This window comes from Thalassobacter sp., from assembly GCF_982993085.1.
Map to the genome: position 1 here is coordinate 1 of NZ_CEZFMW010000137.1, position 8,699 is coordinate 8,699.

Here is an 8,699-nt window from a genome sequence, read left to right on the forward strand (position 1 = left end):
CTGCGTGCTTCATCCAGCGCAAGGATTTCTGATGACATCGCAGAGCCACCCCGGCGCATCAAAGCGGCGTCAAAGGCCTGAGGGTTGTCTCGGATCATGCGAATGTCATGCATGGAAGTGGCTCCTTGGGTGGGGGCTTGGCGTGTGGGCACGCATTGATTTGCGGGCCTTTTAATGGATGCTCGGGCGTAACGCTAGGCGTATGGCGCGCGGCATGTCCGCATTCGTTATAAGTAGGACGGATTGATGGGCCACGCGCTTTGCATCAATGCCGTGAAACTGTCGTGGCTCGGTCACGATCTTGCCGCGATACGGCGCGACGGTGGCTGCATGAACATGCTTAACCAAATACAATCCACGCGGGTCGCTGTTTTCATCGATGGGGATAATATCTCGCCCAAGTTGATTAATGCCGTTATTGAGCGGGCCAAACGCTTGGGTCGTGTCGATGCGGTGCGTGTTTATGCCGATGAATATCACGTTGATGTCTGGTGCAAGACGCCGGGCGTCACTGTTGCCCCGATGGCTGCCAGCAAGAATGCCTCAGACATCGCGCTGTGTTTGGACGCGCTGGAACTCGCGCTCGGTAGCGATATAGCGACCTTTGTAATCGCCAGCGCGGATCAGGGCTTTGCCCACCTGGCGCAACGACTGCGCAGTCACGGTAAATGGGTCTTAGGTATCAGTGGGGTGCAGCCTTCGGATTTCTTTCAAAATAGTTGCAGTGAGTTTCACCGACTGAGGCTGGGTCCAAGCGATGTGGCCCTTGAGACTTTGCATAGCAAAATCATGGGGGTTCTTGGCCAAACTCCGACGGAGCCCATTCCGCTTACGCTCTTTGGGCAGAAAATGTATCAGCTTGGTGTGACCACGTCCGATCTGCCCAACCCAAATTGGCGCAGTTTCTTGGCTGGGCACGCCGATCGCTACACCTTGTGCCCTGTTGGCGTACGGCTGAGCGGTGATTTGACCGGGCAACAATGGTTTCATCGTCGCGCAAACCCCGGGATAGGGCGCCAATAGCTTGTTCGGCCGCCTTGCGCTCCCTACTTGCCAGTTATAACGTGCGCCGAACCTTAAGGGCGCCAAAGCCTGAACTGCAATCACAGGGAAAATCTGATGTTCGTCACCCCCGCATATGCCCAAGCCGTCGGAGGTGCAGGCAGCACTTTCGGGTCTTTTGTACCGCTCATTCTGATCTTTGCGATCATGTACTTCCTGCTGATCCGCCCACAGCAAAAAAAGCTCAAAGAGCACAAAGCCATGGTCGAGGCGCTGCGCCGCGGTGACCAGATCGTCACCCAAGGTGGCGTGATCGGCAAAGTCACCAAGGTCAAAGAAGGCGACGAGGTAGAGGTCGAAATCGCAGACGGCGTCAAAGTACGTGTTGTACGCTCGACCATCGTGACGGTTCTGACCAAATCCGAGCCGGCGACCTGACCTGATGCTTGATATCCCCCTCTGGAAGAAGGTGCTGATCCTAGGCATCTGCGCGGCCGGGCTGCTGATGGCATTGCCCAATGCGAATTATTCGAACGTAGAGCGGTACAATGATGCCGTATCTGCGATGGAGGGGGGGATCACCTCGCCAGAGCTTGAGGCGGATGCGGGGCTTTGGCCAAGTATGCTGCCCTCAAACCTGATGAACCTCGGTTTGGACCTGCGCGGCGGTGCGCATTTGCTCGCGGAAGTGCAGGTTGAGGACGTCTATGGCAGCCGGATGGACGGCTATTGGCCGGCCGTGCGCGACGCCCTGCGTGAGGAGCGCGCAACTGTCGGCACGATCCGCCGCCAGCCGGGCCCCGACAGTGAACTGCGGGTGCGGATTTCCCAGCCCGAAGGGATGGACACCGCCGTCGCTGCCGTGCGCGCCTTGGCCCAACCCATCGCGACCTTTACGGGCGTTGGGTCCAGCGACATTGATGTATCGGCGAATGGCGATGTGTTGACCGTTCAGCTGTCTGAAGCAGAACGCGCCGCGACGGACGACCGGACGATGCAGCAATCGCTGGAAATCATCCGTCGTCGTGTGGATGAGGCGGGCACCCGCGAACCCACGATCCAGCGTCAGGGAGCAGACCGTATCCTGATCCAAGTGCCAGGTATTGGTTCCGCTCAGGAACTGAAATCTCTGATCGGAACGACCGCCAAGCTGACCTTCCATCCTGTGGTTGGCCAAACATTTGACGCAAATGCACGCCTTGATGGGCGGCAGATTTTGGTGCCCGACATGGATGACGCGGGCACGTTCTATATTCTTGAGCAGACGCCAGTGGTTACAGGCGATGATCTGGTCGATAGCCAGCCTGCATTTGATCAAAATGGCATGCCCGCTGTGACCTTCCGGTTTAACGGTGCGGGTGCGCGAGATTTCGGTATTTATACCGCCGAGAACATTGGCTCACCTTTCGCCATCGTGCTGGATGATGAGGTGGTCACAGCCCCGGTCATCCAATCCGCTATTCCCGGCGGCACCGGTCAGATCACCGGCAACTTTGATGTGACTGAATCGACGCAGCTGTCGATCCTGTTGCGGGCAGGTGCGCTTCCGGCTGAGATGACCTTTCTCGAAGAACGGACCATTGGCCCTGAACTGGGGCAAGATTCCATTGATGCAGGCCGTATTGCGGCGATGATCGCAATGGCGGGTGTTGTTGTCTTTATGATCGCCAGCTACGGCCTGTTTGGCGTGTTTGCGACGGTGGCCTTGTTGATCAACGTCGCCCTTATCGTCGGCATCCTGAGCCTGATCGGCGGCACGCTCACACTGCCGGGCATCGCTGGTATCGTGCTGACCGTGGGTATGGCGGTGGACGCCAACGTGCTGGTCTTTGAGCGTATCCGTGAGGAATTACGCACGGCCAAAGGGCCCGCACGGGCCATTCAGTTGGGCTATGAACGCGCGCTGTCGGCCATTGTGGATGCGAACCTGACGACCTTTATCATCGCGGTTATCCTGTTTGTGCTGGGCTCTGGCCCGGTGCGGGGCTTCTCGGTGACTTTGGGTATCGGGATCATCACGTCTGTCTTTACTGCGCTATTCGTCACGCGCGTCTTTGTGGTCATGTGGTTCGAACGTCGCCGCCCCAAAACACTGGAGGTGTGAGATGCGCCTAAGACTTGTTCCACAAGAAACCAATTTCGACTTCTTCCGCTTTCGCAAAGTGACATTTGGCGGCTCGGTGGTCGCGGTCATCGCGTCGGTCGTGCTGTGGCTGACGATGGGTCTGAACTTCGGCATCGACTTTTTGGGCGGGACCACCATCCGCACCGAAAGCCGGGTTGAGGTGAATGTCGGCGCGTACCGGGATGCGCTGCAACCTTTGAACCTTGGCGATGTTTCCATCACCGAGGTGTTCGATCCGACATTTGCGGATGATCAGAACGTGGCGATGGTCCGTATTCAGGCGCAAGATGGCGCCGAAAGCGTAACGCCTGAGGTTATTGCCTTGGTCGAAGACGCACTGCGGACAGTCGATCCTGCAATCACCTTCCCAAGCGTTGAGTCCGTTGGTCCAAAAGTTTCGGGCGAGCTGGTGACAACGGCCTTGATCGCGCTGGCAGCGGCTATGGCTGCGATGTTGTTCTACATTTGGTTGCGGTTTGAATGGCAGTTCGCAGTGGGTGCGGTTGCGGCCTTGGTGCACGATGTTGTCCTGACCATCGGGATTTTTAGCCTGCTACAAATCCGCTTTGATCTGGCAACGATTGCAGCCCTTTTGACGGTGCTTGGCTATTCCATCAACGACACGGTGGTTCTGTTTGACCGGCTTCGCGAGAACCTGATCAAGTACAAGAAAACGCCGTTGATGGAGGTCATGAACCGCTCCACCAATGAGACGCTGGCGCGGACATTGATGACCAGTGGCACGACGATTGTCGCACTTTTGGCTCTTATTGTTCTGGGCGGCGATGTTATCCGCGGATTTGTGTTCGCGATCCTTTGGGGTGTTATCGTCGGGACTTATTCGTCGGTCTATGTGGCTAAAAACGTGGTCCTAATGTTGGGCGTCAACCGCGACCCGAAAAAGCCCGACAGTGGCGCGGGCACGCAGTTCGGCAACATCGATGCCTGAGATCTTGGCCACCCCTGGGTTGGGGTGGCTGGTCTTTGCAACCTGTCTTGCGGGCTTGGTGCGGGGATTTGCCGGATTTGGTACTGCCCTGATTTACCTGCCCATTGCAGGCACAGTCTTGCCCCCTGTTTGGGCCATCGTCACGCTCACTGTTATGGATCTGATCGGGCCACTTCCGACCGTGCCGCGTGCGGTGCGCGATGGGCACCCGCGTGATGTCTTGCGGCTGTGTGCTGGGCTTGCTGTGACGCTGCCCATCGGGTTGGCCGTGTTGCTCAGCGTCCCGCCTGAGGCGTTTCGCTACGCCGTGTCCCTTGTGACATTTGCGATGTTGGCGGCGCTTGTTTCAGGCTGGCGTTACCGAGGCCGCGTGACACCGCCCAAGGTATACGGCATCGGCGCCTGCGCGGGCTTTTTGGGCGGGGCGGCGGGTCTGCCCGGGCCGCCTGTCATTCTATTCTATATGGCACGGCCGCTGCCTGCATCTGTCGTACGCGCGACACTGACATTATTTTTGCTGATCTACGATGGGATGGCATTGGGGCTTTTGACCGCCAAGGGCGAAGTCACCCTGACGCCGTTTCTTATTGGTGCAATCTTGATCGTGCCCAACCTCTTGGCGATTCAAGTCGGCGCCGCTATGTTCCACCCCGATCGCGAAGGGCTGTACCGCCGCATCGCCTATACAATTATCGCCGGTGCGGCTCTTATGGGCCTGCCCTTATGGGGAGACACGTAATGCAACTCAACGAAGTCCACTACGGCAGCGCGCAACCGATCGACAGCTATGGGCCGGGTTTTTTCCGGGTGGGCGGTGATCGGATTGATGGGGCAATCCTTGCGACCGAAACGACTGCCCGGACATGGGCTGGCCTTCAGGATGTGGACAGCCTGTTGCAATTGGCCGGAGCGGTGGATGTGATTTTCCTCGGCACAGGGGCCGAGATTGCACATGCACCCGCATCTCTGCGTGCCGCAGTTGAAGGCGCGGGTATGGGGCTGGAGGTAATGAACAGCCCCGCTGCTTGCCGCACATACAACGTGCTTCTGGGTGAAGGCCGCCGTGTCGCACTGGCGGCGTTAGCAGTCACGACGGCGGACTAAGCGCGGTCAGGACGACGACAGGTCCAGCGTGGTCTGCGTTTCCACTGCTTTGATCGATGTGTTCATATCGCCGCTGATGTCGTCAGCGCCGTCTTTGACGACCATCATGACCGCAAGGCCCAGACCCACGAGGCCCGCGCATAGGATTACCCAGTCGACAGTTACGGCGCCTTGGTCATCGGCTAGAAAAGAATGGAAATAGGGCATGGGGCAGTTCCTTTATAAGCTGTCCCTCGCATATGCCGCAGCAATCGTGTTCGGAATGGGGCTGGAACCTTGCCAAATATCGCAAGTTTTAACGGTTTAGCGTGTCGGTGCGGACAGTGGGGGCGATTTGGCCAAACACCATCGTCTTTAGCTCGCGCAGTAATTTACGCTCCATCGCGGTCTGATAGGCCGAATACCCCAGCGCCGTTTCCACAAAGGCACCGGGTCCGCGGATGATTTCGGACAGAAAATAGCTGCTCAGCTCGGCTATTTCGGCCTGCCGTTGGTCCCCTGCGGCGGGGTTGTCCGCCCCGATGACCAGCGCATTTATGGTGACACCTTCAAGCTTGCGGTGCTGGCTGCCGGGATCGGGCCAATCGTTGTTCTTACCATCCCCTGAGATATCGAGCGTGCGCTGCAAGCAGCTGGGAGGGGCATCGCGGAACAGCGCCGCTGCATAGGCCATCGATGCGCCCAATGCGGTGGATCGTGAGGCAGGCCGTAAGGTGGGCGCGCGGAGTGTATGGGCGACCTGGTTCAACGTGGCTAGATCGGTGATGGGCGTCCATTCCAACAGGGTGAATTGGTCGAATTGCCCGGCCCATTCAAACGCCGCGATATAAACCGGAAACTGCGGTGTGCTTAGCAGGACATCGCGCACGGCGGGCGCGGTCAGGGCTGCAGCCAGCCCCTCCCGCTGGAGCGTATATTCCTCGGCATCAACGGACCCCGACACGTCCAACGCCAACAAAAGCGCCTGCCGACAAGCGGCCTGAGCTGTCCCCGCATGTATCAATAATGCGAGGGCTAGGGCCGCCGCGCGGCTTACCAATGACCTGTGTTTTCCATGGATGCCCAAGGCTCTGCCGGGGCCAGACGATCCCCACTTTGCAGTAGCTCGATTGAGACATTGTCGGGAGAGCGGACAAAGGCCATATGCCCGTCGCGGGGCGGGCGGTTGATCGTAACGCCGTTGTCCATAAGGTGCTGGCAGGTATCATAGATATTGTCGACACTATACGCGAGGTGGCCAAAGTGGCGGCTATCAGAGGGCAGGCCCTCATCACCGTCCCAGTTGTAGGTCAGCTCAACATGGGCGTTTTCCTGTCCGGGGGGCGACATGAAAATCAGGGAAAACCGGCCCTTTTCGTTTTCATAGCGGCGTGTCTCTTCGAGGCCGAGCAGTTTGTAAAACGCGATAGAGGCATCAAGGTCGCGGACCCGAACCATTGTGTGCAGATAGGTAATAGGCATGGGAAACTTTCGTGAGTGATCTCTTAGCTCAAGATAGGGCCGGCGGCTGTGGACGCAACCAAAGGCTGTGTTTGTTGCGCGTGGTGGGCCGACAAGCCGCTTTGGTTTATATATCTTGTGGATATCCTGACAAAAGTTGACCACATCTAGTGTTCACGTGCGATTATACCCCGAATACGTTCGGAAAAGCCCGATTCGCGGCTTTTGTGGCCCGCTGCGGGCGCGAACATGCGTGGAGAACAGTTCATGAATGATCAGGCCAGTCGACCGATGACCCCCGAAGAAGAAATCGCAGAAATGCGCAGCCATCCGCGTCCCACGTTACGGGCCGTGAGCGAGGGCATGGAAAAGCATCTGTACACCGCGCAGCCGGTTTTGGATCACGGGTTTGTCCGTGTGATCGACTATATGGGTGACGATGCCGCCATCACACAAGCCGCGCGCGTCAGCTACGGCAAAGGCACGAAATCGGTCCAGAATGATGAAGGTCTTATCCGTTATTTGATGCGGCACTGGCACTCTACCCCGTTTGAGATGTGTGAGATCAAGCTGCACGTTAAGCTGCCGGTGTTTGTTGCGCGCCAGTGGATCCGCCACCGGACTGCGAATGTGAATGAATATTCGGCGCGCTATTCGATCCTTGATCGTGAATTCTATATCCCACCAGCTGAGCATTTGGCCGCCCAATCCGTGGTGAACAACCAAGGCCGCGGCGACGTGTTAGAGGGTGAAGAGGCCGCACGCGTTCTTGAGATCCTGAAGCGTGATAGCAATCAGGCTTACGACAGCTATGAGGCGATGATCTCGCAGGACGGTCAGGCCGGGCTTGCGCGGGAATTGGCGCGCATGAACCTGCCGACCAATATCTACACACAGTGGTACTGGAAGGTGGATTTGCACAACCTGTTCCATTTCCTGCGACTGCGCGCAGACCCTCATGCCCAATACGAAATCCGCGTTTATGCTGATGCGATTTGTGAAATGGTCCGCGACTGGGTGCCCTTCGCTTATGGCGCGTTTGAGGACTATCGCATGGGGGCGCAACAGCTTTCTGGCAAGGGTGTTGACTGCCTCAAGCGCCGCTTGGCAGGCGAAGTCGTAACCCAAGAAAACTCAGGCATGTCCAAGGGCGAATGGCGCGAGTTCGAAACCGTCTGGGGCGACGCCTAATCAGATTTGCACGCTTGGGGCTTAGGCCTCGGGCGTGTGCCCATTCCGCTTTTTCGGCGGTTTGGTAGGGTCATCCCCGTTCGGATAGACCAACCCCGCTGAGATCACCAATTTGGCCGCGTCCTCGACCGACATGTCGAGGATGATAATATCCTCTTTCGGCACAAAAAGCAGAAAGCCCGACGTTGGGTTTGGCGTGGTCGGCAAAAAGACCGAAACGATCTTGTTTTCACCCACAGTTTTGGTCGCGATCTCGGCCTTTGCATCGGTCGAGATAAAAGCAATCGCCCAAATACCTTTGCGTGGGTACTCGACAAGACAGGCTTTCTCGAACGAGGTTTCCGTCTGGGCGAAAATCGTTTCAGCGATTTGTTTCACCCCTCCGTAAACCGAACGGACGACAGGCACGCTTAGCACCAGGCTTTCGGCCCACCCGATCAGGGATCGGCCGATTAACCCTTTGGCCACCCAACCTACGAGCATCGCGAAAATGATGAACACCACAACGCCGACGCCGCGTACGTTCACCTCAATCTGGTCCACACCTTCAAAACCAAGGATACGGTTCAACAGCTGCGTGGGTTGATAGGCGTCAGGCACGAACGGCCAAACGAACCCATCGATCCAGCCAACAACCGTCCAAATTAGCCAGACAGTCAGCCCAATGGGCGCAATCACAATCAGTCCGGTTAGGAAATTGTTGCGAAGCCGCGCGAATAGCCCCACGCGTGGGGGTTTGGGGTCTTCGGGCATGGGAATTTGCATTGGGTGGTCGGTCTTTCCTCGGTCCTAGGCGCATATGTAGCGGTGCGCAGAGGGCCGCACAAGGAAGCGCGGAATTTAGCGCCGCTGTGTCGCAATTTCGCCCGCGATTTCAGCGGCGAGGCG

At 57.7% G+C, this 8,699-nt stretch carries 11 protein-coding genes; 7 read left to right on the forward strand and 4 right to left on the reverse strand.

The features are described from left to right. Positions 1 to 246 precede the first annotated feature (246 nt). The 6 genes from AC4GMC_RS16000 (at position 247) to AC4GMC_RS16025 (ending at position 5,180) form a co-directional block, all read left to right on the forward strand. The gene (locus AC4GMC_RS16000; protein ID WP_487877821.1) at positions 247 to 1,023 is read left to right on the forward strand and encodes an NYN domain-containing protein; all 777 of its coding nucleotides are present in this window, start codon (positions 247 to 249) and stop codon (positions 1,021 to 1,023) included. Positions 1,024 to 1,119: 96 nt separating this feature from the next. Next, positions 1,120 to 1,440 carry a preprotein translocase subunit YajC gene (gene yajC / locus AC4GMC_RS16005; RefSeq protein WP_487877822.1) on the forward strand — a complete coding sequence of 107 codons (321 nt, stop codon included), beginning with the start codon at positions 1,120 to 1,122 and terminating at the stop codon, positions 1,438 to 1,440. A 4-nt stretch (positions 1,441 to 1,444) separates the two neighbouring features. After that, positions 1,445 to 3,106 (forward strand): protein translocase subunit SecD, encoded by a 1,662-nt coding sequence (gene secD, locus AC4GMC_RS16010; RefSeq protein ID WP_487877823.1) that lies wholly within the window; start codon positions 1,445 to 1,447, stop codon positions 3,104 to 3,106. A 1-nt stretch (position 3,107) separates the two neighbouring features. Further along, positions 3,108 to 4,076: a protein translocase subunit SecF gene (secF, locus tag AC4GMC_RS16015; RefSeq protein WP_487877824.1), complete on the forward strand. Its 969-nt coding sequence runs from the start codon at positions 3,108 to 3,110 to the stop codon at positions 4,074 to 4,076. Next, entirely contained in the window at positions 4,069 to 4,815 is a 747-nt protein-coding gene (locus AC4GMC_RS16020; RefSeq protein ID WP_487877825.1) for a sulfite exporter TauE/SafE family protein, read from the forward strand. Before secF ends, AC4GMC_RS16020 begins: the two co-directional genes overlap by 8 nt. Further along, the gene (locus AC4GMC_RS16025) at positions 4,815 to 5,180 is read left to right on the forward strand and encodes an Mth938-like domain-containing protein (protein ID WP_487877826.1); all 366 of its coding nucleotides are present in this window, start codon (positions 4,815 to 4,817) and stop codon (positions 5,178 to 5,180) included. The genes AC4GMC_RS16020 and AC4GMC_RS16025 overlap by 1 nt, the downstream gene beginning before the upstream one ends. Before the next feature lie 6 nt (positions 5,181 to 5,186). Here AC4GMC_RS16025 and AC4GMC_RS16030 read toward each other — a convergent pair whose 3' ends face one another. From AC4GMC_RS16030 to AC4GMC_RS16040, 3 genes are all read right to left on the reverse strand, one after another. After that, complete coding sequence (locus AC4GMC_RS16030) at positions 5,187 to 5,387, reverse strand: hypothetical protein (RefSeq protein ID WP_487877827.1); 201 nt, start codon at positions 5,385 to 5,387, stop codon at positions 5,187 to 5,189. 88 nt (positions 5,388 to 5,475) lie between these two features. Further along, positions 5,476 to 6,246, reverse strand: a complete 771-nt coding sequence (locus tag AC4GMC_RS16035) for a DUF1194 domain-containing protein (RefSeq protein WP_487877828.1) — start codon at positions 6,244 to 6,246, stop codon at positions 5,476 to 5,478. Next, positions 6,213 to 6,641, reverse strand: a complete 429-nt coding sequence (locus AC4GMC_RS16040) for a VOC family protein (RefSeq protein ID WP_487877829.1) — start codon at positions 6,639 to 6,641, stop codon at positions 6,213 to 6,215. Before AC4GMC_RS16040 ends, AC4GMC_RS16035 begins: the two co-directional genes overlap by 34 nt. A gap of 246 nt (positions 6,642 to 6,887) precedes the next feature. Between AC4GMC_RS16040 and thyX the strand changes: the two genes are divergently transcribed. Then, the gene (gene thyX / locus AC4GMC_RS16045; protein ID WP_487878850.1) at positions 6,888 to 7,811 is read left to right on the forward strand and encodes an FAD-dependent thymidylate synthase; all 924 of its coding nucleotides are present in this window, start codon (positions 6,888 to 6,890) and stop codon (positions 7,809 to 7,811) included. A gap of 21 nt (positions 7,812 to 7,832) precedes the next feature. Here the strand turns inward: thyX and AC4GMC_RS16050 are convergent, their stop codons facing one another. Next, positions 7,833 to 8,576 carry a DUF502 domain-containing protein gene (locus AC4GMC_RS16050; RefSeq protein ID WP_487878849.1) on the reverse strand — a complete coding sequence of 248 codons (744 nt, stop codon included), beginning with the start codon at positions 8,574 to 8,576 and terminating at the stop codon, positions 7,833 to 7,835. Positions 8,577 to 8,699 lie beyond the last annotated feature (123 nt).

Coding starts and splice junctions, on each gene's coding strand:
- AC4GMC_RS16000 (WP_487877821.1), top strand. CDS start 247: ATGGGCCACGCGCTTTGCATCAATGCCGTGAAACTGTCGTGGCTCGGT.
- yajC (WP_487877822.1), top strand. CDS start 1,120: ATGTTCGTCACCCCCGCATATGCCCAAGCCGTCGGAGGTGCAGGCAGC.
- secD (WP_487877823.1), top strand. CDS start 1,445: ATGCTTGATATCCCCCTCTGGAAGAAGGTGCTGATCCTAGGCATCTGC.
- secF (WP_487877824.1), top strand. CDS start 3,108: ATGCGCCTAAGACTTGTTCCACAAGAAACCAATTTCGACTTCTTCCGC.
- AC4GMC_RS16020 (WP_487877825.1), top strand. CDS start 4,069: ATGCCTGAGATCTTGGCCACCCCTGGGTTGGGGTGGCTGGTCTTTGCA.
- AC4GMC_RS16025 (WP_487877826.1), top strand. CDS start 4,815: ATGCAACTCAACGAAGTCCACTACGGCAGCGCGCAACCGATCGACAGC.
- AC4GMC_RS16030 (WP_487877827.1), bottom strand. CDS start 5,387: ATGCCCTATTTCCATTCTTTTCTAGCCGATGACCAAGGCGCCGTAACT.
- AC4GMC_RS16040 (WP_487877829.1), bottom strand. CDS start 6,641: ATGCCTATTACCTATCTGCACACAATGGTTCGGGTCCGCGACCTTGAT.
- thyX (WP_487878850.1), top strand. CDS start 6,888: ATGAATGATCAGGCCAGTCGACCGATGACCCCCGAAGAAGAAATCGCA.
- AC4GMC_RS16050 (WP_487878849.1), bottom strand. CDS start 8,576: ATGCAAATTCCCATGCCCGAAGACCCCAAACCCCCACGCGTGGGGCTA.